Below are 23784 nucleotides of genomic sequence, written 5' to 3'. Positions count from 1 at the left end.
TTTTTATTTGCCGCAGAAGTCTTACTTTGAGCCCCTGTTCTCATTTTTAACCTTAAAAAAACCTTATTGTATCCATGTGTGGAATAGTAGCCTATATCGGCCAGCGGGAAGCATATCCTGTCGTATTAAAAGGCCTGAAACGCCTTGAGTACCGGGGTTATGACAGTGCGGGCGTCGCTTTGCTGAACGGCGGAGACCTCAAAGTTTATAAGAAAAAAGGTAAAGTATCCGAGCTGGAAGACTATGTGCTGGGCAAAGACCTCAAAAGCCATATCGCTATCGGCCATACGCGCTGGGCAACGCACGGCGAGCCCAGCGACAGGAATGCGCACCCCCACCTGAGCGAAGACGGCAAGCTGGCCATGGTGCACAACGGCATCATCGAAAACTATGCACAGCTGAAGCAGGAACTGGTCAACAAAGGCCATCACTTCACCAGCGACACCGATACTGAAGTACTGATACATTTTATCGGGGAGATCAAACGATCCAACGACTGCTCCACGGAAGAAGCCGTGCGCATTGCGCTGAAAAGGGTGGTGGGCGCTTATGTGATCGTAATAGTGGACCAGGATAAACCGGACACGCTGATTGCCGCGCGCAAAGGCAGCCCGCTCGTGATAGGCGTGGGCAAAGGCGAGCACTTCCTCGCGTCTGATGCGTCGCCCATTGTGGAATACACCAAAGAAGTGGTGTATGTGAACGATTATGAAATTGCGATACTCCGGGCCGATGAACTTATCCTGAAAAATATTTCCAACGAAATACAAACCCCTTACATACAAAAGCTGGATATCGAACTGGCAGCCATCGAAAAAGGCGGTTACGACCACTTCATGCTCAAGGAAGTGTTCGAACAGCCGCAAACCATTTTCGACAGCCTGAGGGGAAGGCTGGACGCCAAAGCCGGGAAGCTCACGCTGGGCGGCCTACGCGAGCATATGGACATGCTGAAGGAAGCGCGCCGCATCATTATCGTGGCCTGCGGCACCAGCTGGCATGCCGGCCTGGTGGCTGAATACATGATCGAAGAGCTGTGCCGCATACCCGTGGAAGTGGAATACGCTTCCGAGTTCAGGTACCGCAACCCCGTGGTGGGCAAGGGCGACGTGATCATCGCCGTATCGCAGTCCGGCGAAACGGCGGACACGCTGGTGGCCATGGAAAGCGCCAAAGAAAAAGGTGCGATCATTCTCGGCGTATGCAACGTGGTGGGTTCGTCCATCGCGCGCCTGTCTAACGGCGGCGTATACACGCATGCGGGTCCCGAGATAGGCGTGGCCAGCACCAAAGCATTCACCGCGCAGCTGGCTGTATTGAGCCTCATCGGCCTTAAGATCGCAGAAGCCAAAGGCACCATTACCGCCCAGCGTTTCCAGCACCTGCTGGACGAGCTGGACGACGTTTCAGAAAAAGTGGCCACCGCCCTCAAGCTGAACGACCAGGTGAAAGCCATTGCAGAAAAATATAAAGACGCCCGCGATTTCCTCTACCTGGGCCGCGGCTACAACTTCCCGATCGCGCTGGAAGGAGCCCTCAAGCTGAAAGAGATCTCCTACATCCACGCCGAAGGTTACCCCGCCGCAGAAATGAAGCACGGGCCCATCGCGCTGGTGGACGAGAACCTGCCCGTGGTGTTCGTGGCTACGAAGGACAGCTATTATGAAAAGATCGTGTCCAACATCCAGGAGATCAAAGCGCGTAAAGGCAAGGTGATCGCCATTACCACCGAAGGCGACCAGGTGATACCCGGCATGGCGGACGATGTGATCGTGGTGCCTGAAGCAGACGAGCTGGTAGCGCCGATCATTTCAGTGATCCCGTTGCAATTGCTGGCTTATCACATCGGCGTGTCCAAAGGTTACGATGTGGACAAACCGCGTAACCTCGCCAAGTCTGTAACCGTAGAATAGTATCCGTATGAACCATATAGAAAAGAAACCGCTCAGCCAGCTGGGGTACCAGTTCGTTGACGAACGTTACCTTCCTGCAGGAAAGAACGAATACTACCTCCGCGACCAGCAACGCGGCAAAGAAACCGTTCACCGCAAGCTGAAAGCCGGTGAGATTGAAACGCTGGTGCGCAACGACAATACTTCGGACGACTGGAACAATATTTTCGTGGACAACGATTTCGACCCCAACCTTGTGCAACACTGCCATTTTTTCGGCATGGTGCGCATTGGCAAGCTGGAGCCGTATTTCCTCGAATTCCACAACCTGCGCCTGCCTGTAGGTTTGTATAACAGCACCATCGCGTCCTGCGACTTCGGGGACAACGTGGTGGTCCATAACGTGAACTTCCTTTCCCACTACATTATCGGCAACGAAGTGATCATCGCCAATGTGAACGAAATGGCCGTGACCGATCACGCCAAATTCGGGAACGGGATCGTAAAAGAAGGAGAGCCCGAGAGCGTGCGCATCTGGCTGGAGCTTTGCAATGAGAACGGCGGCCGCAACGTAATGCCGTTCGACGGTATGCTGCCCGGCGACGCCTGGCTCTGGACGCGCAACCGCAACGACCAGGCGCTGATGGACCAGTTCAAGGCATTCACCGAAAAACAGTTCGATAAACGGCGCGGGTATTATGGCATGGTGGGCGACCGCACTGTGATCAAACACTGCAACATCATCAAAGATGTGACCATCGGGTCTGACGCTTATATTAAAGGCGCCAACAAACTCAAGAACCTCACCATCAACAGCGAACCCGGCGCCCATTCGCAGATCGGCGAAGGCTGCGAGCTGGTGAACGGCATCGTCGGCCTGGGATGCAGGGTGTTCTATGGCGTGAAGGCTGTGCGTTTTGTGATGGCCTCGCATTCCCAGCTGAAGTACGGCGCGCGCCTGATCAACTCCTATCTTGGCAACAACGCGACTATCTCCTGCTGCGAAGTACTGAATTCACTCATATTTCCCGCGCACGAACAGCACCACAACAATTCATTCCTCTGCGCCGCGCTCATCATGGGGCAAAGCAATATGGCCGCGGGGGCTACCATCGGCAGCAACCACAATTCCCGCGGCGCGGACGGCGAGATCATCGCCGGGCGCGGTTTCTGGCCGGGACTGAGCGTTACGCTGAAACACAATTCCAAATTCGCCAGCTTCACGCTCATCGCCAAAGGCAACTACATGAGCGAGCTGCGCATCCCTTTCCCTTTCAGTCTTGTCGTAAACGACGAGCACGACGACAGCCTGCGCATCATGCCCGGCTACTGGTTCCTGCACAATATGTACGCACTGGCGCGCAATTCCTGGAAATACGTGGACCGCGATAAACGCACAGACAAAACCCAGCACATCGAATACGATTACCTGGCGCCCGATTCGGCCGAAGAGCTGCTGGAAGCGCTGGAGCTGATGGAACTGGCCGTGGGCAAGGCTGCTTTACAGGAAAAAGAAAAAGATAAAGCAGGGAAAAAATCCATCCAGCAGGCCGGTAAAAAACTGCTGCTGGAAGAGAACGCCAAAGTGGCCCGTATGGAAATACTGGGCGAGCAGATAGAGAACTCTACCCGCAAAGTGCAGCTGCTGAAGGTGCATAAAGCGTATCCCCTTTTCCGTGAGCTGATCGTACTGTATGCCGTGAAAAATTTATTGCAGCAGGCGGCAGAACTCAATATTCATTCGTTCCCTGCCTTGCAGGCTTACCTGAAACAATGCAAAAGAGGTTCCTGGAGCAATGTGGGCGGGCAGCTTATTAGAACGGAAGACCTGGAAGACGTAAAACAGCGTATCCGCAAAGGAAAGATCGGCAGCTGGCCGCAGCTGCACGAGGTATACCGCCAGCTGGGCGGGAAATACAATGAAGACAAGCTGCAGCATGCCCTGGCCTGCCTGCTTCACCTGCACCAGCTCAGCCCGAAAGATCTCACTGCCGCGCAGTTCAAACAATTCCTCGACCAGTCCGTATACACCTATGGCATGATCACCGAAGGCATTTACCATTCCCGCGAAAAGGATTACCTCAATCCTTTCCGCCAGATGACCTACGAAAGCACCGAAGAAATGGAAGCAGTGGTAGGCCGCCTGGAAGACAACAGCTTTATCCAGCAGACCATTGCCATGCTGAAAACATATAAAAAGCAGGTAAAGGAGCTTATCAAAAAGTGGGAACTGTAATGGAAAAACAACGATGCGGCTGGAGCACAAAAGACCAGTTGTACATGGATTACCATGACAATGAATGGGGCACGCCCTGCCACGACGACACGAAATTATTCGAAATGCTTTGCCTGGAAGGCGCGCAGGCCGGCCTCAGCTGGTATACCGTGCTCACCAAAAGAGAGAACTACCGCAAAGCGTTCGACAACTGGGATGCGCAAAAGATCGCGAAATACACAGAAAAGAAAGTAGAAAAGCTTCTGCAGGACCCCGGTATTATCCGCAACCAGCTGAAGATACGCGCCTGTATTTCCAATGCTAAAGCCTTCCTGGCTGTGCAAAAGGAATTCGGCAGCTTCGACAGGTACATCTGGCAGTTCGTGGGCCATCAACCCGTTCTCAACCGCTTTAAAAGCATGAGCCAGGTGCCCGCCAAAACAGCAACGTCCGATGCGATGAGCAAAGACCTGCTGAAGAGGGGTTTCAAATTCGTGGGCTCCACTATTTGTTACGCTTATATGCAGGCCACCGGTATGGTGAACGACCATATACAGGGCTGCTGGAAGTACCAGGCTTAATTAATGATGCCTGTAAAAATGGCCGGGACCCGCCTTATAAGCGGATCCCGGCCATTGACATTTTATTTGAACGTACTTAATTCAGCGCCATTTCCCAGAAAGGAAGGCTGTTTACAAACTCTTTGGTCACCACTTCCACTTTCACCTTCGTGAGGCCCCAGTGAATGAAGCCCAGCTGTTTTGCAGCGGCCTGTGTGAGGTCCACGATCCTGCGGTTGGCATGATGGAGGCGGTCCGTTACTTTCACGATCACCCAACGGTTGTTCCGTATATTGGTCACCTTGATCATAGTGCCGAGCGGAAGCGAATTATGCGCTGCCGTCATAGCGGTATTATCAAATATCTCCCCGCTGGCGGTCTTCCTGCCATGGAATTTCTGGGCGTAATAGCTCGCAATTCCCGTGGCGGGCGTATTGGACACTTTCTTCTGGGCCATTGCGGGAACGGCTCCGATGGAAATAACCAACAGCGCTACCGCTGTACACTTCACTATTTTATTTAATACATTTTTTAACATGACATGGGGAATTGGCAAAATTCCTGCCAGAAATGGTTAAAGATATGTTTGTTATCTGTTAAAAGAGATATATCACTAATTATCAATCAGTTATAAGGATTTCACTGAGTGCCTTACTGTTGATAAACCCCGGGTCTGTGAGCGTATTCAGGAAAAAGTAAAGCTCTCTTTTCTCCTGGGTGCTGAGTGGTATCCGGTTCTTTACTAACGGGTCTATAGTAGGGGTTTGCACTATACTGTCCGAATAATGCAAAAATACGTCAAACAGGTCATAAAACCTGCCGTCGTGCATATAGGGCGGGCTCTTGATCACATTGCGCAGGGAAGGCACTTTAAACTTCAGATAATCGCCCGTGCTGTTTGTAATGCGCATGCGACCGGCATCGTGGAGGTAGGGGTTGTAGGGAAGGCCGTTGTTGCGGAAAGAGCCGTCTGTGAACAGGGGCTCTTTATGGCAGGATGCGCATTTGGCCTTGAAGGTGGCGTAGCCGCCCGCTTCCTCGGCGGTGAACTGCACGCCGGGCGCGCCGCGCATCACGCTGTCGTATTTGGAGTTGAAGGAATTCATCGTGGCCATGAACTGCGCCAGGGCTTTGAACAATTTCTGCGAATTGATCTCCCCTTCGCCGAATGCATCGCTGAATAAGTTCCGGTATTTCTGGTCGCCGTTCAGGCGGTTGATCAGGCGGGCAAGGTCCTCTCCCATTTCATTGGGATCTGTGATGGGCGTAAGCGGCTGCACTTCGAGGTGGTTCACGCCGCCGTCCCACATAAAATCCTTTTGCCAGATGAGGTTAAACAAGCCGGGAACGGAACGCAGGCCGGTACGGTTGTCTATACCATGGCTCAACGGATGGTCGAAATGGGCGAAGGCGGCGAACTGCTGGTGGCAGAAACCGCAGGAAATGGTGCTGTCGCGGGAAAGACGGGGATCGTAGAACAAACGGCGGCCCAGGGCAATGCCTTCTTCGGTGAGCGGGTTGCCGCCCATGTCGTACACCGGCGCAGGGAAATTGGACGGCAGGCTGAGGGAATACGGCGTCGGGCCGGGCCTCGCATCCCGGGTTTTCCTGCAGCCCCAAATGAGCAGGAACAGGCAGCCTGCGTATATGAGATATTTTTTCAAAGGTCAGTTACATCGGTGATCCTGAACATAGCGCGGTAATTGTTGGATATCTTCCAGGCCAGCTCGCCTGGCACGTGTATGGTGGCGTTGTCGCTGAATTTCACAAGGTTCATGCCGGTGAACCATTTATACAGGTCCGCCGTGATGGTAAGCGACGGTTTTCGTTCCGATGCCACGCTCAGGCTGATCGGGCTGACCAGTTGTACGTCCTGCACGGCATTATAGTTGCCTTTGAAGCCGCCGATATGATAAGTGAGCGCCTGGCCGGGCGCGGCGGATGATGGACTGTTACCTTCCATCTTCGCCATAATGTACCCGCTGTTCCAGCTCCAGAACATGCCGTTTACAGGGTCCAGCGCGCCCGTTTGCGCGCCGCTCACGTTCCGCAAACTGTCTACCCCTATTTTGAAAGATATGCCCCTGTATTCGCCTTTAGGCGCCGGGAATGTGATCGTTTTGGAAGCGGCCACGCTTTCGTCGATCAGAAAGTAGGTATCGGCGATGCGCTGCACGGTATTATCCATTTTTACGAGGGAAATATTGGTGATGTAATATTTAAAAGCGCTGACGGTAAATATCTCGCCGGAGGCGTTGGTGTAGGGGGCAATTCCGAGGGAAAGGGGCGCACCGTTCACGACATGGGCGAAAGTTACCTGGATGTTGCCCTGCTCCTGTTTGTCCTTTTTACAGGCGATGCATAGCAAAAAGAGCGCGGTCAGGAGATAATATGGCTTCATGGTCCGGAGTTATGCTACTAAAGTTACATAAAAAACGCTGCAAAACCGGGCGGCCATGCAGCGTTTTATGAGATTTAATGCTTATCAGTTAGTTGGTCCGGTAACCCCTCCAGCCATAGAACAGCACGATCACGAAACAGATCAGCGGAACGATGAAAGAGAAAGCGGTGGAATAGTTCCTCGCGAGAATGCCCATCACGATGGGCACCAGCGCGCCGCCTACGATAGACATGATGATGAACGAGGAACCCGTTTTGGTATGCGGCCCCAGGTCTTTCACGCCCAACGCAAAAATGGTCGGGAACATGATGGACATGAAGAAGAAAATAGCCACCAATGCGGCTACGGCAATCACGCCATGCCCCATGATCACTACTGCGCAGAGCAGGATGTTGATAAGCGCGTAAGCGGTGAGCAGCACATTGGGCGCTACTTTCCGCATGATGGCCGTTCCGGCGAAGCGGCCCGCGGTAAACAGCGCGAGGGCAACGCTCAGCAGCAGGGCGCCCTTATCGTCCGTGCTGCCTTCCATATGTTCCGTTACGTAGTTGATGAACAACGCGCCGATACCTACCTGCGCAGCTACATAAAAGAACTGGGCGACAACGCCGAATACAAAATGCTTATGCTGGAAAAGTCCTTTACCTGCTACGCCCGCTGCGCCTTTCCCGTCTTCCGCGGTAGCAATCTCCGGCAAGGTGGTGCGGTAAAAAAGGAATGCGATCAGCAACACCACCAAAGCCATTACGATATACACCATCTGAACAGAACCCAGGTCTGAACTGGCAGTGCCTGCCTCTTCCCCATGGAAGAACAATTGCATGCCGATGATAGGACCCAGGAAAGAACCCAGCCCGTTGAAGCACTGGCTCAGGTTCAACCGCTGCTCGGAAGTGGATTTATCGCCCAGCACGGTTACATAAGGATTGGCGGCGGTTTCAAGGAAGGTAAGCCCCGAAGCCAGTATGAAGAGCGCCAGCAGGAAGAAGTTGAAGTTGGCAAAATGCGCGGAAGGATAAAACAACGCCGCGCCAATTGCGTACAACAACAACCCGAATATGATGCCGGACTTGTACCCGAAACGTTTCATCAGCAAACCGGCCGGCAATGCCATTAAAAAATAAGCGCCGAAGTAGGCAGCCTGTAAATAAGTGGATCGCGCCTTGTCGATGGACAATGCGTTCTGGAAATGTTTGTTCAGCACGTCCAGCAGGCCGTAAGCCAGGCCCCACATAAAAAAGAGGCTGGTCACCAGGATGAAGGGAAAAAGATATTTCTGGCCGTTCCTGGGCCCTGCGGTAGTATAACTGGTTGTGGAAGCTGCGCCGCCTGCCATGTTATTGCGTTTTAGATGAATGATTATAATGTGGAATTTGTAGCAGGTTTGATCAGCTGATAGAACGGTCCAGGTGGGTATAACCACCGTCCACATACACGATCTGGCCGGTAGTGTGCGATGAAAGCCCGCTCAGCAGGAACACCGTCATGGCGGCGATCTCCTCCGAAGTGGTCATCCTGTGTTCCAGCGGAATTTTTGAAACGATGGATTTCAGCTTCTCCTCCGGGTTGGGCAGGGAATTGATCCAGGTTTCGTACAGCGGCGTCCATACTTCGGCGGGTATCACCGTGTTCACCCTAACGGAAAAAGGCAGCAGCTCCACGGCCCATTCGCGCGTAAGCGCATTGATGGCGCCTTTGGAAGCGGCGTAGCCGGATGTGTTGCCCTGCCCGGTGCTGGCTACTTTGGAGCCGATGTTCACGATATTTCCTTTGGTGGCTTTCAGGTAAGGCAGCGCGTAATGCGCCAGGTTGTAGTAGTGGCTGAGATTGTTCTGTAGTGAAGCCATGAATTTCTCAGGGCTGCCGCTTTCCAGTCCCACACCGTCGTTGGCGCCCGCGTTGTTGATCAGGCCGTCAATTTTGCCGAATTCTTTCACGGTAACGTCTATCACTTTTTTGCAGTCTTCCACTTTGCCCAGCTCAGCTTGTACGCCCAATGCCTTGCCTCCCTGCTGGCGGATAGCGGCAACGGCTTTTTCATTGTCTTCCGCCTTACGGCCCGCGATCACGGCAATGGCGCCTTCGGCCGCAACGAGTTTTGCAATGGCTTCGCCAATACCTTTGGCGCCGCCGGTAACGATCACTACTTTATCCTGTAACCCGAGGTTCATGTTGATGTACGGTTTAATTGAGTTTATAAAATTCCACGGCATTGCCTCCCATGATCTGCTGCTGTTCTGCGGCGGACAATCTGCTTACAAAGTTCTGCACGATGCCGAGCACTTCTTCGTATTCCGCTGCAAGAAGGCATACCGGCCAGTCTGAGCCGAACATCAGCCTGTCCGGCCCGAAGGCTTCCAGCGCTACTTCCAGGAAAGGCGTGAAGTCTTCCTGTTTCCAGTTCTGCATGTCTGCTTCTGTCACCATGCCGCTGAGCTTGCAATACACATTTTTATATCGGGCAATGTCGCGGATGTGCTGTTCCCATCCTTTCAGCTCGCCGGTTTCGAAATCAGGTTTTGCGAGATGGTCTATCACCAGCGGATGTTCGCTGAACTTTTTCACGAAGCCGGCCACAGCTGGCAGCTGGTGCGGGTACACGAGGATGTCGTAAGTGAAATCATATTCCGCGAGCGCGGCAATGCCTTTGCCGAAATCGTCGCGCAGCAGGAAATTTTTATCGGGCTCGCCTTGTACGATGTGGCGGAAACCTTTCAATGCCGGGAACTGCGTAAAATATTCCAGCCTGCTTTTGATATTGGCGGCCCTGAGGTCCACCCAGCCCACCACACCTTTAACGAAACTGTTCTCCCGGGCGAGCTGCAGCAGGAATTCCGTTTCGGCTTCACTCTGGTCCGCCTGAACGGCCACGCAGCCCTGTACCCCGCTCGCTTTCAGCACAGGCTCAAGGTCTGCGGGTAAAAAATCCTTCCGGATCACTTGCATTTCTTCGGTGATCCATGCGTCGCGCACGGGATCGAATTGCCAGAAATGCTGATGAGCGTCTATGATCATAACGTTGAAAAGTCTAAATAGCTATAAAGAAAAAAACTGGTCCATCACGACCCACTTCTCGCCCGGTTTGGCGGCGGGAATGGCTTGCTGGAAGGTCCACATGAACGCTTCCCATTTTTGCACGATCGGGCTGGCCTCGTCCATGGCGGTTTTCCGCTCGAAGGAAAAAGTATCGTCCACTTCGAGGATCATCACCATACGGGTGCCGGCGCGGTACATGTCGCAGGCGGTAATGCCCGCTTCGCGGATGCTTTCCAGTATTTCGGGCCATACGGCCTTATGGATCGTTAAGTATTCTTCTATCAGTTTGGGATCATCTTTCAGATCCAGCGCGAGAACGTGTCTTTGCATAACGTTTATTTTTTCCAGGCCACTGCTTCCTGCCTGGAAGTGCCTAATCCGTCAATTCCCAGTTCTATCACGTCGCCCGCTTTCAGGTATATCTGCGGGTTGAAGCCCAGGCCCACGCCTGCGGGCGTGCCGGTGGAGATCACGTCGCCCGGCAGCAGGGTCATGAACTGGCTGAGATAGGATACGACGTAGGGAATGTTGAAAATGAAATTGGATGTATTGCCGTCCTGCATCTTTTTGCCGTTTACGGTAAGCCACAGGCGCAGGTTGTGAACGTCTTTGATCTCATCTTTCGTTACCATCCAGGGGCCCAGCGGCGCGAAGGTATCGGCACTTTTGCCTTTCACCCATTGCCCGTTCCTTTCCAGCTGGAAGGCGCGTTCGCTGTAGTCGTTGTGAAGGGCGTAACCGGCTACGTAGTCCATGGCCTCGCTTTCGTCCACATAACTGGTCTTTTTGCCGATGATAACGGCCAGTTCCACCTCCCAGTCGGTCTTCTCGCTGTTGCGGGGAATTACCAGGTTATCGTTCGGTCCCACGAGGGAGGAGGTCGATTTAAAGAACACGATCGGTTCTGTGGGAATGGCGGCGTTTGTTTCGCGCGCATGATCGGCATAGTTCAGGCCGATGCAGATGATCTTGGAAGGGCGCTGCACACAGGAGCCAAGCCTTGTGCCTTCCGGCACTTTAGGACAACCGGCGCCGTTGGCGGCCCACCATTTGGCCAGGCGCGCCAGCCCGTCAGTTTCAAAAAAACGCTCCCCGAAATCTTCCCCGAAAGCAGATACATCAAACATCCCGGCTTCTGTTACTACGCCAGGTTTTTCTTCTCCCAACAATCCGAACCTGATAAGTTTCATTTGTTATTATTTATCTAGTAATTATTTGTATAAACAAGCGGATGATCATTTTATGTTCAAAGCCGTTTGCACCTGTTTGTAGCCGATGCGGCCGTTCACCACTTTCACTTCGTAATAATCTTCTTTTTCGCCGTCAGGCATCTGCAGCCCTACCACGCAGTGGTCTTCAGACACCACCTGGATATAAGGCTTCGCGCCCTGCGGCACGGGCAGTTCCAGCTCCCGTTTGATGCCGCCGAATTCGAGGTATACGCCTTTTTTGTCAGGCTCCTTTAACGCTTTCAGCCTCACGATGAAGTGCGCGATGATCTGGCCGGATTTGATCTCCTTGTCATATTCCTGCACCATTTCCTGCTGGCGGATGGCGTCGCCCAGGCCAACGTATTTTTCCATGTACTGGTAAATGCGCTTCGGCGGCGAAGGCACCCAGAGGATCTTCAGCGAAGCTTTATCCTGCGAGCCATGGTAATATCTTGTATCCCTGTTGGGTTTGATGAAGCCCACCCAAACGCTGTTGGGCGCGTCCCAGAAAACTTTATAGACCGCTGAATCGGGATATCCCTTGATCAGCGGCACGTCGTTATAAGTTCTTTCATACTTCAGCGTATCCAGAGTGAAGTTGAAACGGATGGAGGAAGTATCCTCGTCGCGGTCCAGGATGGTAACGGTGAAAGTACCGCCCGGCTTGGCCGGGATCACCGGAGATTCTTCATTCGAGGATTCTTCTCCTTTATTTTCGGTAGCGCTGTTGTTGCAGGCGGTGAAAGCGAGCAGCAGCGCGAAAGGCAGTAAAAGGCGTTGCATTAGTTGTTGAGTTTAATGAAGCCGCCATCTATCGGGTAGTCGCAGCCGGTGATGAAACCTGCTTCATCAGAGCAGAGGTACAGGGCCAGGTATCCCACTTCGTCGGGCTTTGCCATGCGGCCGATGGGCTGCGTTTTGGAAAGCTTGTCGAACATCTCCGCTTCTTTACCGGGATAATTTTTTGCGATGAATCCGTCTACGAACGGTGTATGCACGCGCGCAGGCGATACGCTGTTCACACGGATATTATCGGCGAGGTAATCTTTCGCGACAGAGAGCGTCATGGTAAGCACCGCGCCCTTGCTCATGGAATAAGCGAAACGGTCCGGTATACCCACGCTGGAAGCGATGGACGCGATGTTGAGGATCACGCCGCCGCCTTGTTTTTTCATCTGTTCTATCACGGCGTACATGCAATTGTACGTTCCTTTTACGTTTACGGAGAACACCCTGTCGAAATCCTGCTCCGATGTGGTTTCCAGCTTGCCAACGTGGGCAACGCCGGCGCAGTTCACAAGGATGTCCAGCTTACCGGAAATGCCGGCTACATGTTTCATAACGGTGGTAACAGCCGCCTGGTCTGCCACGTTCACCGCATGCGCCTGCGCCTTGCCGCCTGCGGCGGTAATTTCATTGACGGTACCCTGCCCTGCTTCTTCATTCAGCTCCAATACGTGAACGGTGGCGCCACTGGCGGCAAAACACCGCGCAATGGCCTGGCCGATCCCGCTGCCGGCGCCGGTCACTACAGCCACTTTTCCATCTAGTCGGAAAAAACTCATCTTTTACTTATTTTAAGGGTTCTAAAATACCTCAATATTATGCCTTATTGCAATTCTTTTTTACCCTGATTATGTACTTTCTTCACTATTTTTAAAGCCATCTAAATCGATACCAGTGAAAAATATATTCATCCTGAGCTTATTAATCGTTTCCTTCCAAAGCTACAGCCAACAAATACCACTTAATAAATACGGGTTGCCCGTGGTGAACAGCCTCTCGCTGTACAACGAAATTGTGCGGACGGACCCGCAGCAGGCGCTGGTGCGCACAACGGATTTTGCGATGGACGTGCGGTATGCCACCAAAGATAATTTCACCAAAACCGTGCTTTATCCTTTCCCCGCGGTGTTCCTCCGCCGCCCCGCTTACGAGGCCCTGCTGCGCCTGCAGGAATACCTGGAACCGCTGGGCCTGGGCATTAAGATCTATGACGGATACCGCCCCTACCGGGTAACGGAAAAAATGTGGGAAATAGTGCCGGACGACCGTTACGCCGCCGATCCTAAAAAAGGTTCCGGCCATAACCGCGGCGTGGCGGTAGACCTTACGCTCATTTACCTGAAAACAGGCCAGGAAATGCCTATGCCCACGCCTTATGACGACTTCACCGAAAAAGCCCACCACGAATACCAGGACCTGAGCGACGAAGTGAAAGAGAACCGCCTGCTGCTGCGCACGCTCATGGAAGCGCACGGGTTTGTAGCGCTGGAAACGGAATGGTGGCATTATTATCTCAAAGACCCGCAAAAATACCCGCTTATGGATATTGGGTTTGAGGAGCTTAAATAATTTTTATAGCTTAACGGTTCAAATTACTTACACGTCTATGCGAAATATCAAATTAATGATGACGTTGGGGCTGGCCCTTTTTTGCGGCGCATGCTCCGCCCAGAAAGCGAAGAGCGGCTGGTTCAGCCTGTTCAACGGGAAAGACCTGAAGGACTGGGACATCAAGATCAACGGCCACCAGCTGAACGACAACAACGGCAATACTTTCCGGGTGCAGAACGGCAACCTGGCAGTGTCTTACGAGAACTACGACGAATTCAAGGAACAATACGGCCACATATTTCACAAGCGGAAGTTTTCCGCTTACCTGCTCGTGATGGAATACCGTTTCGTGGGCGAACAGGTGAAAGGCGGTCCCGGCTGGGCAACCCGCAACAGCGGCGCCATGATACATTCGCAGTCGGCCAAAACGATGGGCGTGAACCAGGACTTCCCGATCTCCATTGAAGTACAGCTGCTGGGCGGGCTGGGCAAAGGCAACCGCACCACTGCCAATCTTTGCACGCCCGGTACGAACGTGGTGATGAACAACAAGCTCATTACCGCGCATTGTATAAATTCCACCAGCAAAACCTATAACGGCGACCAGTGGGTGCATGCGGAAGTGCTGGTGCTGGGCGATTCCATCGTAAAACACATCGTTGAAAAAGATACCGTGCTGGTATATGAAAAACCGCAGATCGGCGGCGGCAACGTAGGCGGCAACGATCCTGCGCTGATGCAGAACGGCAAGCTGCTGAGCGAAGGTTATATTGCTTTGCAGAGCGAGAGCCATCCTGTAGAATACAGGAAGGTAGAGCTGTTCGACCTGGCGCCGTATATGAAGGATAAAAGGAAGCTGGCGCAGAAGATAAAGGAATTGCAGCAGCGGAAATAAGTTATCCCGGCCCTGTATAATGTAATTGCACCAATTTGGTAATTTCAGCGCGGGACCGGATAGGGTCCGGTTCCGCGTTTTCTATCTTTTCAACCTGCTCAGCCAGCGCGTCGTCGTTCACACTGTTTCTTATCCAGCCCGAAAAATCATGTCTTTTCAGATGGTACATCCAGGTATCATCATCCACACCTTGCGCCAGTTCTGTAAAGCTTTGCAGATTGTTGGCCTTAAGCTTTAATTTGTTTTCAGGCCCTGTAAAAATAAAGCTGTCCGGTCCCATATCGCCGGTAGAGTATTTCCTTTTATGCCGCTGCAATACCTGACCCGGTACCATTGTTCTTACCAGGAAGGGAGCTTCTCCCGAATGCCTGCTCCATACCATTGCTTCTCCTTTTTGCAGGATGGTGCCGGGGATTGGAGGGATGGCATCACCTGTAATGCCGGCAAAGCTGAGAAGGGTGGCATTGGGATCCTCTCCAAGTGCGATAACAGTGGTTGCCCGTTCCAGCAGCGGTTTATGCAACAGTTCAACCCTTGTGGTAATAGCCATGAAGTTGCAAAGGGTGTTTAGCATGGCGAAGGTATTCGGATCCGCCGCTTCAGGCGCCAGGTGATGGGCTTCGTCCAGCAGCAGCCAGTGTGGCCGGCTTTTACGCTGTTGCAGTTCGTGAATGGCCACCAGCAATTGCTGCAGGAACTTGGGTTTTTCAGTCATAGACAGGGCCAGTGTACAGGCAATAACACTTTGCCGGGGCTGTTCCAGCAATTGCATCAGCGCTTCGATAGACGGAGGCTGATGTGCGTCGCCGATAGCCACGATCCCCTGCATTTCCAGGTAATCGCCTTCCGGGTCTACCATACAAAACTGGTATCCGTGTTGTAGCAATACTTCCATAAACGCGGCAGTAAGTGTGGTTTTTCCACCACCACTGGTACCTGCCACTACGATGCTACTGCCATATGGGCTCAGCTCGAAGGGGGTGTTATCAAAGCGGTCTCCCAGCGGGATATAATGCCGTTTCAGCTGCGGGTCAAGCGTCAGCAGGTCATCTTCCCGGATGCGGTCAACCAGTTGCATCACGCCGGCCCCGTGATCTGCCGGCGTTACCCAGTCGCTGATCTTCCGCAGCGCCGGCAGGGCATTGGCGACGCTTACGGCACATTCGGCCGATTGCAGCAGAGCTGTGTCATTTTCCGCGTCGCCTACTGCTACACAATTGTGAAGGGAATAGCCCAGGGCGTCCAGGGCCGCTTCCAGCCCTTTCGATTTATTAATGCCCGGCGGCAGTATCATTACGGCGCCCTTGTTAAAAATGATCTGCCGTTCTATCCCGAATTTTTTGATCACTTCAAGCACCGTAGCCTGGTGAGGTTCCCAGGTGGCGACAATTACACGCCCCGCAGACAATGGTTGCACTCCGCGTTGCGCCAGCTCTTTGATAAATGCCGGCGGGGGCGGGTCTCCCAGCCTGGTTTCTTTCAGCGTAGCCGGGTCGTACAGCAAGGCTCCATTCTCGGCTACTACCAGGTCGAACAGGATATGCTGAGGGAACAGGGCTTTCAGCTCATCCAGCTCGCGGCCGGTTACCAGCAGCAGCACACGCCCGCTGGCCTTTAACGTTTTCAGTGATTCGACCACTTCGTCCGGCACAACGCCGTGGTGCGCAATGGTGCCGTCATAATCGGTAGCTAATACACGGTATCTCATGTTACCCTGTAACACATGAATTATACCATACTGGGCGGGCAATGTTAAATTATCGTAATACAGCCGCATGGGAAGTATTTGGGGCGGGAATTCCCGTAACGGGCATGTTTCTCCCGGTGCTGTGCGGCTTCAGTATTGAAAGCCGTGTATGAGAGCAGGCTTGTTAAAAAAAGAAAATCAGATCTTATTGCACGATGATGGTCAATGTCGATTTGGGACGGGTGATTTCTGTTACAGGCACATCTTCCCATTCGCGGGAAACATCCTGCAGGATGTCGATCACTTTGTTGCGGGTCTCTTCACTTTCTTCCGCGAGGAAATATTCGAAGTCGGTGATGGTAAGCAGGTAATTCTCTTCCGTGCCATGCAGTTCGGTAAGGCAGTCGTACAAAGCATCCAGGTTGCGCCCGAAATAATCAGGGAAGCGGAATGCGCGGGAGATCTCATCGTAGAAGCCGTCTATTTCGATACAGTTCTTACCCTTGATGGTGGCGTTGTAAGTCGCTTTCATAATGGCGGCAAGATACGAAAGGTGGTGGAAAAGGGCAAGAAAAAAGGGCCGTCCCTTGCAGGAACGGCCCTTTATACAGACAAAAAACTCTTCTTAATAGATCTTGTTCAGCGCATCCACATAAGCATGCACGCTGGCGTTCACGATGTCTGTGGAATAGCCGAAGCCGTAGTAGGATTTGCCGCCGTGGTGCACGCGCATGTTCACCTTGCTCACGTCTTCGCTGCCGCCGCGCATCGCCTGGATGCTGAATTCATCGATGGTGATATCGTCCTGGATGATGTTGTGGATGGCGTTGATGGTGGCGTTCACCGGGCCGTTGCCCGCGGAGCTGGCTTCTTTTTCTTCGCCGTTGATGCGCAGCTTTACCGTGGCCATCGGGCGGAGCGGGTCGCCGCAAACTACCTGCAGCAGCGTTACCTTGATGCCTTTATCGTCGTAGTGGTTGGCGTCTCCGTCTCCCATCAGCGTCAGCAGGTCGTGGTCGGTGATCTCTTTTTTGGTGTCGGCCATTTCGAGGAAACGGGCATACACTTCGTCGAGATTGATCTTATCGATCTTGTAACCCAGGCGCTCGAGGTGATGTTTGAGCGCGTGGCGGCCGCTGCGGGCGGTGAGGATGATGGAATTGGATTGCAGGCCGATGTCTTCGGGATTCAATATCTCGTAGTTCTCGCGGTGCTTCAGCACTCCGTCCTGGTGGATGCCGGAGCTGTGCGCGAAAGCGTTGCGGCCCACGATCGCTTTATTGGGCTGCACGGGCATGCGCATCATGTTAGACACGAGGTTGCTGATCTCGTATATTTTTTTGCTGTTGATGCCGGTGGTATAACCCAGCGCATGGTGCGTTTTGAGGATCATGGCCACTTCTTCGAGGGAAGTATTGCCGGCCCTTTCGCCGATGCCGTTGATGGTACACTCCACCTGGCGCGCGCCGTTCATCACGCCGGCAATGGTGTTGGCAGTGGCCAGGCCAAGGTCGTTGTGGCAGTGCACGGAAATGATCGCTTTGTCGATGTTGGACACATGGTCCATCAGGTATTTGATCTTCGCGCCGTATTGTTCGGGCAGGCAGTAGCCGTTGGTATCGGGGATGTTCACTACGGTGGCGCCCGCGGCGATCACCGCTTCGATCATTTGCGCGAGGTATGCATTGTCCGCACGGCCGGCGTCTTCGGCGTAAAATTCAATATCGTCCACGAACCTGCGGGCATATTTCACGGCTTCCACGGCGCGTTCCAGGATGGCTTCGCGGGTGGAGTTAAATTTGTATTTGATGTGCATGTCCGACGAACCGATACCGGTGTGGATGCGCTTGCGTTTGGCGTATTTCAGCGCTGCGGCGGCCGCATCGATGTCTGCAGTGTTGGCGCGGGTGAGCGCGCAGATCACTGGCTCGGATACTGCTTTGGATATCTCCACCACGCTCTGGAAATCGCCGGGGCTGGAAATGGGGAACCCTGCTTCGATCACGTCCACGCCAAGGGCTTCCAGCTCTTTGGCGACAATGATCTTCTCGACGGTGGTGAGCTGGCAGCCCGGCACTTGCTCGCCGTCGCGGAGGGTGGTATCAAAAACGTAAACACGGTTATTATCCATGACAATCTGTTTGTAGGTTAGTTAAGGTTTTTCAGTACCTGCGTGCCCATGGCGTCGGTGCCCAGCACGAAGTCGTTGGGTGTATGTTTGTTCGCAATGTCCATTGTACGGAAACCCTGGCGCAGGGTGGCATCCACGGCACGGATCACGCGCTGGGATTCTTCTTTAAGACCGAAGGAAATGTCCAGCAGCAGGGCGGCGCTCAGGATGGAGGCCAGTGGGTTGGCGATGCCTTTGCCTGCAATGTCGTGGGCGGAACCGTGGATAGGCTCGTAGAAGCCAACGGAATCGCCGATGGAAGCAGAAGCCAGCATGCCCATGGAACCTGCTATCTGGCTGGCTTCATCGGTGAGGATGTCTCCAAACAGGTTGCCGGTCACCACCACGTCAAAACGTTTCGGGTCTTTGATGAGCTGCATCGCGGCATTATCTATGAACATATGCTCGGTTGCAACATCCGGGTATTCTTTCTCCAGGCTCTGCACCACTTCACGCCAGAGGCGGGAAGCTTCCAGCACATTGGCCTTATCTACGGAGCAGAGTTTCTTTTTGCGGGTGCGCGCAGCTTCGAAGGCTTTGCGGGCAATGCGCTCCACTTCGTATTTGTGATATATCATCAGGTCCGAAGCGGAAGTACGGTCTTCACTTCTTGTTTTTTCTCCAAAATACACATCGCCGGTAAGCTCGCGAAAAAACAGGATGTCCGCGCCCTGTAGTATCTCCGGCTTAATGCTGGAGGCCTGCAACAGGTCGTCGAACAGTTTGATGGGGCGGAGGTTGGCATACAGGCCCAGCTCTTTGCGTATCTTGAGCAGGCCTTGCTCGGGGCGCACTTTCAGCGTGGGATCGTTGTCGTATTTGGCATGACCGATAGCGCCGAAAAGGATGGCGTCGCTCTGACGCGCTTTCTCCAGCGTGCTGTCCGGCAGCGGATCGCCGGTGGCTTCAATGGCCACGTGGCCCATAATGCCTTCATCGAAAGTGAAGGTGTGCTTGTAGTTGGCAGCGATCGTCTCCAGTACTTTCTTCCCCCACGCGGTCACTTCCTGCCCGATCCCGTCTCCGGGTATAACCAGTATTTTCTTCGTAACTCCCATTAGATTGTATTAGAAATTAAAAGGTCTAGTAGCTTCGTATGCGTTGATCTCCTTGCTGAGGCTGAGCAGATAGTCGATATCGTCGTACCCGTTCAGCAGGCAGGTCTTTTTATACGGGTTGATGTCAAATTTTTCCTGTTCGCCGGTGGCGCTGATGCGGATGAACTGTTCTTCCAGGTTCACTTCCACCTGCGCGGCGGGGTCTTTCTCCACAGCGTTGAATATCTTCCGCAGGAACCCGTCGCTCACCTGCACGGGCAGGATGAAGTTATTGAGCGCATTATTCTTAAAGATATCCGCAAAAAAGCTGCTCACTACAACTTTAAATCCATAGTCGGCCAGCGACCATGCGGCGTGCTCGCGGGAGGAGCCGCAGCCGAAGTTCTTGCCGGCTACGAGGATGCTGCCTTTGTAGAGCGGATTGTTCAGCACAAAATCTTTCCTGGGTGCGTTCTGTTCGTCGTACCGCCAGTCCCTGAACAGGTTTTCACCAAACCCGTCGCGTGTGGTCGCTTTCAGGAATCGTGCGGGGATGATCTGGTCTGTGTCTATGTTCTCTATCGGTAACGGTACCACTGAAGACGACAGGTTAGCAAATTTTTTGTCCATTGTCAATAATTATATCAGTTCTCTAACGTCGGTCACATTACCGGTGATGGCGGCCGCCGCCGCGGTGAGCGGGCTGGCCAGGAAAGTACGGGCATTGGGCCCCTGCCTTCCTTCAAAGTTACGGTTGCTGGTGGCAATACAGTATTTGCCGGCGGGAATTTTGTCCTCGTTCATGGCAAGGCAGGCGCTGCAGCCCGGCTGGCGCAGCTGGAAGCCCGCTTCTTCAAATACCTTGTCTATCCCTTCTGCAATGGCCTGCGCCTCCACCTGTTTGGAACCGGGCACGATCCAGACGGTCACATCGTCCGCCTTTTTCTTCCCCCTTACAAATTCTGCCACCATCCGCAGGTCCTCGATCCTGGAATTGGTGCAGGAACCGATGAACACGTAGTCCACTTTTTTGCCCAGCAGGCGGCTGCCCGGCTGGAGGTCCATGTACTGGAGGGATTTGGAGAAAGATGGCTGCTCTTTCTCGTCGATCTCCGCCAGGGCGGGAATGTGGCGGGTTACGCCCATGCCCATGCCGGGATTGGTGCCGTAGGTGATCTGCGGCTCAATATCCGCCGCGTCAAATTCCAGCACTTTGTCGAACTGTGCGTCCGCATCGGTGTGCAGGGTTTGCCAGTAGGCCACCGCCTTGTCCCAGTCCGCGCCTTTGGGTGCAAACTCGCGGCCTTTGATATAATCGAAGGTAACCTGGTCCGGCGCAATCAGCCCGCCCCTGGCGCCCATTTCGATGCTCATGTTGCAGATGGTCATGCGCGCTTCCATGCTCAGGCTGCGGATGGCCTCGCCCGCGTATTCCACGAAATAACCCGTAGCGCCCGATGCGGAGATCTGCGAAATGATATATAAAATGATGTCTTTGGACACCACTCCTTTTTTCAGCTGCCCTTTCACTTCGATCTTCATCCTTTTGGGCTTGTATTGCAGGATGCACTGGGTAGCCAGCACCTGCTCCACTTCCGAGGTGCCGATGCCGAAGGCCACCGCCCCGAAAGCGCCGTGGGTGGAGGTGTGACTGTCGCCGCACACGATGGTCATGCCCGGCAGGGTAATACCCAGCTCCGGCCCTATCACATGCACAATGCCCTGGTAAGGATGGCCGAGGCCGTACAGCTCCACACCGAATTCGGCGGTATTTTTCGTCAGCATCTCCACCTGCTTGCGGCTCAGGGCCTCTTTGATGGGGAGGTGCTGGTTGAGGGTAGGTACGTTATGGTCTGCCGTGGCACGGGTCTTTCCAGGCCTGAACACGGGAATGTTCCGCTTGCGGAGCCCGTCAAAAGCCTGCGGGCTGGTCACTTCGTGAATGAAATGGGTGTTGATGTACACCGCATCCGGGAACCCCGGCCTGCTGGTTACGATATGGCTGTCCCAGATCTTGTCAAATAATGTTTTCCCCATATTTTCTCCTTAAATTTGCTTTCCTTCCTATTTACTCCTTCAAATCTAATTGACACATTTAAACCACAGATCGTTAAATTTGTCATTATTACGATTCGCAAAGGCGATATATAACTATTAACCTATTGAAGGTCAATAATTTACAATCCAGTAACAACGATGCCCAACACGCAGAATGATGCCTTGTTCATATTAATAAAAACGCTCACAAAAGCTGAAAAGAGGAACTTCCAGCTTGCCTTCAACCGGGATAATACGAAAGAAGACGTGCTTTTCATACAATTGTTCAACACACTGGACAAAATGAAGGAATACGACGAAGAGCAGATACTGAAGCGGGTTCCGGACATCAGGAAACAGCAGTTGAGCAATGTAAAGGCCCACCTGTACAAACATCTTCTCACCACCTTACGGCTGTTATATAAAACAAAAGATCCCCTGATAGAGCTGCGGGAGCAGCTGGACTATGCCCGGGTGCTGTACAACAAGGGGCTGTACAACCAGAGCCTCAAGATACTGGCTAAGGCCAAAACCAGCGCGCGGGAGCAGGAGGAAGTGATGCTGTATTTCGAGATCGTGGAATTTGAAAAGCTCATCGAAAGCAGGCACATTACCCGCAGCCTGGACAACCGGGCGGAAGAGCTGAGCGACGAAAGCCGGATCATCAACGAGCAACTGAACAATGTAAGCAAGCTGAGCACCCTGGCGCTAAGGATGTACGGCATGTACCTCAAGCTGGGGCATGCGCGCGATGAGAAGGATTCGCTGATGCTGAAGTCCTTCTTCGAGGCCAACCTGCCGGCCGTGCAGCAGGGCAGCATGAGCTTTTATGAACGCATTTACCTTTACCAGGCTTACTGCTGGTACTACTATATCCTGCAGGATTTCGTGATGTATTACCGGTATACCCAGAAGTGGGTGGACCTGTTCACCGAATATCCCGGCCTGCGCGATACCGATGTGGACCTGTACATCAAAGCGATGCACAACCTGCTCACGGCGCATTTCCACACGATGAACCACGATAAATTCACCGAGGTGCTGTCGGAAATGGAACAGTTCATTACCGATAAAGAAGAGAGCATGAATGAGAACACACGTACGTCCGCGTTCGTGTACCTCTATACCGGGAAGATCAACCGGCACTTCCTGGACGGCACTTTTTCCGAGGGGCTGAAGCTGGTGGGCGAAGTGGAGTGCAAGATATCAGAGCACCAGCTCACGGTGGACCAGCACCGCGTGCTGGTATTTTATTACAAGATCGCCTGCCTTTATTTCGGAAGCGGCGACAATAACAATGCGATCGTTTACCTGAACAAGATCATCCAGCTGCGGATAGGCAACCTGCGGGCGGACATACAATGTTTCGCGCGCATCCTTCACCTGATCGCGCATTACGAGCTGGAGAACTACAGCCTGGTGGAATACCTGATCAAATCCGTGTATCACTTCATTGCGAAGAACAAAGACCTGAGCCTGGTGATGGAAGAGATCCTGAAATTCCTGCGCAAGAATATGTACGCCAACCCCAAGGCTTTACGCACGGCGTTCAAAGATCTGAAAGGCAGGCTGGAAGTGATCGCGAAAAATCCTTACGAGCGCAGGAGCTACCTGTACCTGGACATTGTGAGCTGGCTGGAAAGCAAGATAGACGGGGTACCTGTGCAGGATGTGATCAGGAAGAAGTTTATCAACAAGGTGCCGCGCATTTAGTTAATGCCCATTAACAAAAAGACAACGCAGGCTTAATACCAGGACGCCGGGAGATGCACATTCCCGGCGTTTTTTCGTGGAGCGCGGCATTTTTCAAACGCTTGTATTTCAGGGCAATTTTCGCCACACATTTAGTGTGTTCTAATATGTGCCAGATTTCCAATACATTCTGTTTTTCTATCATACCAATTACCTGCTTTTAGATGTGAATAACTTGAATTGTACGCCCCTTCTGCGATCCCAAAAAGTCCACATTCTTTATCCACATATGGGGGAAACTTATCACTTTGACGGGGTAGTTAGATCATTACATTTGCAACAGTTCTTGACTTCGTTGTGCTGGCTTCAAACGTTTCTTAAACGTGGAGAATTAATAGGGAATCGTGTGGAATTCACGAGCAGACGCGCTACTGTGATCCCCTATATGCCGGATGCTTTTAGATACGCCACTGTTCCGGAAGGGACGGGAAGGCGCGCCCGGCAAGGGAAAGCCAGGAGACCTGCCAGAACAACGTAATTGTCAAAACCTTCGCGAAATAAGGTTATGGCGAGCCCGACCCCAGGATGTACCTCCTCTTAGGATAACGCGCTCC

General features: G+C 53.0%; 22 protein-coding genes and 1 riboswitch. Of the genes, 6 read left to right on the top strand and 16 right to left on the bottom strand.

Features of this window, described 5'->3' with window-relative positions:
* The first annotated feature begins 74 nt into the window (after nt 1-74).
* The 3 genes from glmS to ACTJIK_RS09310 are packed head-to-tail and all read left to right on the top strand — an operon-like array spanning nt 75 to nt 4688.
* Nucleotides 75-1913 (top strand): glutamine--fructose-6-phosphate transaminase (isomerizing), encoded by a 1839-nt coding sequence (glmS, locus tag ACTJIK_RS09320; RefSeq protein ID WP_440646091.1) that lies wholly within the window; start codon nt 75-77, stop codon nt 1911-1913.
* A gap of 7 nt (nt 1914-1920) precedes the next feature.
* Nucleotides 1921-4128: a DUF4954 family protein gene (locus ACTJIK_RS09315; protein WP_440646090.1), complete on the top strand. Its 2208-nt coding sequence runs from the start codon at nt 1921-1923 to the stop codon at nt 4126-4128.
* Nucleotides 4128-4688 (top strand): DNA-3-methyladenine glycosylase I, encoded by a 561-nt coding sequence (locus ACTJIK_RS09310; protein WP_440646089.1) that lies wholly within the window; start codon nt 4128-4130, stop codon nt 4686-4688. The genes ACTJIK_RS09315 and ACTJIK_RS09310 overlap by 1 nt, the downstream gene beginning before the upstream one ends.
* Before the next feature lie 76 nt (nt 4689-4764).
* Here ACTJIK_RS09310 and ACTJIK_RS09305 read toward each other — a convergent pair whose 3' ends face one another.
* From ACTJIK_RS09305 to ACTJIK_RS09260, 10 genes are all read right to left on the bottom strand, one after another.
* The gene (locus tag ACTJIK_RS09305) at nt 4765-5178 is read right to left on the bottom strand and encodes a septal ring lytic transglycosylase RlpA family protein (RefSeq protein ID WP_440646088.1); all 414 of its coding nucleotides are present in this window, start codon (nt 5176-5178) and stop codon (nt 4765-4767) included.
* Nucleotides 5179-5287: 109 nt separating this feature from the next.
* Entirely contained in the window at nt 5288-6331 is a 1044-nt protein-coding gene (locus ACTJIK_RS09300) for a cytochrome-c peroxidase (protein ID WP_440646087.1), read from the bottom strand.
* Nucleotides 6328-7068, bottom strand: a complete 741-nt coding sequence (locus tag ACTJIK_RS09295) for an MbnP family protein (protein ID WP_440646086.1) — start codon at nt 7066-7068, stop codon at nt 6328-6330. Before ACTJIK_RS09295 ends, ACTJIK_RS09300 begins: the two co-directional genes overlap by 4 nt.
* A gap of 88 nt (nt 7069-7156) precedes the next feature.
* Entirely contained in the window at nt 7157-8404 is a 1248-nt protein-coding gene (gene fucP, locus ACTJIK_RS09290) for an L-fucose:H+ symporter permease (protein WP_440646085.1), read from the bottom strand.
* A 52-nt stretch (nt 8405-8456) separates the two neighbouring features.
* A complete protein-coding gene (locus ACTJIK_RS09285) occupies nt 8457-9239 on the bottom strand; it encodes an SDR family oxidoreductase (RefSeq protein ID WP_440646084.1) in 783 nt (260 codons plus the stop codon).
* A 13-nt stretch (nt 9240-9252) separates the two neighbouring features.
* The gene (locus tag ACTJIK_RS09280) at nt 9253-10083 is read right to left on the bottom strand and encodes an amidohydrolase family protein (RefSeq protein WP_440646083.1); all 831 of its coding nucleotides are present in this window, start codon (nt 10081-10083) and stop codon (nt 9253-9255) included.
* Nucleotides 10084-10104: 21 nt separating this feature from the next.
* Nucleotides 10105-10434: an L-rhamnose mutarotase gene (locus ACTJIK_RS09275; RefSeq protein WP_440646082.1), complete on the bottom strand. Its 330-nt coding sequence runs from the start codon at nt 10432-10434 to the stop codon at nt 10105-10107.
* 5 nt (nt 10435-10439) lie between these two features.
* Nucleotides 10440-11294 carry a fumarylacetoacetate hydrolase family protein gene (locus ACTJIK_RS09270; protein WP_440646081.1) on the bottom strand — a complete coding sequence of 285 codons (855 nt, stop codon included), beginning with the start codon at nt 11292-11294 and terminating at the stop codon, nt 10440-10442.
* 45 nt (nt 11295-11339) lie between these two features.
* Complete coding sequence (locus ACTJIK_RS09265) at nt 11340-12098, bottom strand: hypothetical protein (protein WP_440646080.1); 759 nt, start codon at nt 12096-12098, stop codon at nt 11340-11342.
* Nucleotides 12098-12880, bottom strand: coding sequence for an SDR family NAD(P)-dependent oxidoreductase (locus tag ACTJIK_RS09260; RefSeq protein ID WP_440646079.1), 783 nt, complete (start codon nt 12878-12880; stop codon nt 12098-12100). Before ACTJIK_RS09260 ends, ACTJIK_RS09265 begins: the two co-directional genes overlap by 1 nt.
* A 115-nt stretch (nt 12881-12995) precedes the next feature.
* On the opposite strand from ACTJIK_RS09260, the gene ACTJIK_RS09255 reads away from it, so the two are divergent.
* Together ACTJIK_RS09255 and ACTJIK_RS09250 are read left to right on the top strand one after the other, a co-directional pair.
* On the top strand, nt 12996-13670 hold the full coding sequence (locus ACTJIK_RS09255) for a M15 family metallopeptidase (protein ID WP_440646078.1): 675 nt from the start codon (nt 12996-12998) through the stop codon (nt 13668-13670).
* A 37-nt stretch (nt 13671-13707) separates the two neighbouring features.
* Entirely contained in the window at nt 13708-14547 is an 840-nt protein-coding gene (locus tag ACTJIK_RS09250; RefSeq protein ID WP_440646077.1) for a 3-keto-disaccharide hydrolase, read from the top strand.
* A gap of 1 nt (nt 14548) precedes the next feature.
* On the opposite strand, the gene ACTJIK_RS09245 is transcribed toward ACTJIK_RS09250, so the two are convergent.
* From ACTJIK_RS09245 to leuC, 6 genes are all read right to left on the bottom strand, one after another.
* On the bottom strand, nt 14549-16255 hold the full coding sequence (locus tag ACTJIK_RS09245; RefSeq protein ID WP_440646076.1) for an HAD-IIB family hydrolase: 1707 nt from the start codon (nt 16253-16255) through the stop codon (nt 14549-14551).
* 184 nt (nt 16256-16439) lie between these two features.
* Nucleotides 16440-16766 carry a barstar family protein gene (locus tag ACTJIK_RS09240; RefSeq protein WP_440646075.1) on the bottom strand — a complete coding sequence of 109 codons (327 nt, stop codon included), beginning with the start codon at nt 16764-16766 and terminating at the stop codon, nt 16440-16442.
* Nucleotides 16767-16859: 93 nt separating this feature from the next.
* On the bottom strand, nt 16860-18365 hold the full coding sequence (locus tag ACTJIK_RS09235; RefSeq protein WP_440646074.1) for a 2-isopropylmalate synthase: 1506 nt from the start codon (nt 18363-18365) through the stop codon (nt 16860-16862).
* A gap of 17 nt (nt 18366-18382) precedes the next feature.
* Nucleotides 18383-19462: a 3-isopropylmalate dehydrogenase gene (gene leuB / locus ACTJIK_RS09230; protein ID WP_440646073.1), complete on the bottom strand. Its 1080-nt coding sequence runs from the start codon at nt 19460-19462 to the stop codon at nt 18383-18385.
* A 9-nt stretch (nt 19463-19471) separates the two neighbouring features.
* Entirely contained in the window at nt 19472-20071 is a 600-nt protein-coding gene (leuD, locus tag ACTJIK_RS09225; protein ID WP_440646072.1) for a 3-isopropylmalate dehydratase small subunit, read from the bottom strand.
* 9 nt (nt 20072-20080) lie between these two features.
* Nucleotides 20081-21478 carry a 3-isopropylmalate dehydratase large subunit gene (gene leuC / locus ACTJIK_RS09220; RefSeq protein ID WP_440646071.1) on the bottom strand — a complete coding sequence of 466 codons (1398 nt, stop codon included), beginning with the start codon at nt 21476-21478 and terminating at the stop codon, nt 20081-20083.
* A gap of 159 nt (nt 21479-21637) precedes the next feature.
* On the opposite strand from leuC, the gene ACTJIK_RS09215 reads away from it, so the two are divergent.
* Nucleotides 21638-23191, top strand: a complete 1554-nt coding sequence (locus ACTJIK_RS09215) for a hypothetical protein (protein ID WP_440646070.1) — start codon at nt 21638-21640, stop codon at nt 23189-23191.
* 323 nt (nt 23192-23514) lie between these two features.
* Nucleotides 23515-23713, top strand: a riboswitch (cobalamin riboswitch).
* Nucleotides 23714-23784: the final 71 nt, after the last annotated feature.

Origin of the sequence: Chitinophaga sp. 22620, assembly GCF_052044405.1 — a bacterium.
Taxonomy (GTDB): Bacteria; Bacteroidota; Bacteroidia; order Chitinophagales; family Chitinophagaceae; genus Chitinophaga.
The sequence above is the reverse complement of the archived record's forward strand: the minus strand, read 5'-3'. Positions and strand labels throughout refer to the sequence as shown.